This is a genomic window from Mycobacterium sp. DHQP2018-32-09 (assembly GCF_058148405.1).
Genome location: NZ_JBYVYK010000173.1, coordinates 1 through 413 on the forward strand (window position 1 = coordinate 1; position 413 = coordinate 413).

At 65.6% G+C, this 413-nt stretch carries 1 pseudogene; it reads left to right on the forward strand.

The features are described 5' to 3' along the window. Positions 1-413 (forward strand): annotated as a pseudogene (locus AC30CM_RS27215) (hypothetical protein); the annotation flags it as partial.

Below are 413 nucleotides of genomic sequence, written 5' to 3' on the forward strand. Positions count from 1 at the left end.
GAAGGCCGCCGGGCCATCGGCTTCAATGCAGATGACGACACCAATTTCGTGAAGTTCTTGCGTTACTTGTCCTTCGGGGGCTTGTTCATCGGGCTGTCGGTGTTCCAGATCGAGTACGACTTCGGTGTCGAACAGTTCCGGCTGGTCCAGCAGCCCATGATGATCGCGGCGGCCGCCGCCTTCGCCGCGGTATGCGCGCGGACCGTCATGGGACGCGGCGCGGCCATCATCGGCGCCCTGCTCGCCATCGTCCTGCGTGCGGCGGTCTCACTACTCGCCGGACCCATCCTCGGCGGACCGACGAGTTGGTTCGCGCTGTATCTCGGGCCGGCTCTGGTCGTCGAACTCATCGCACTGACCCCGCTCATCAAGCGCCCCATCCTGTTCGGCGCCATTGCGGGCCTCGGGGTGGG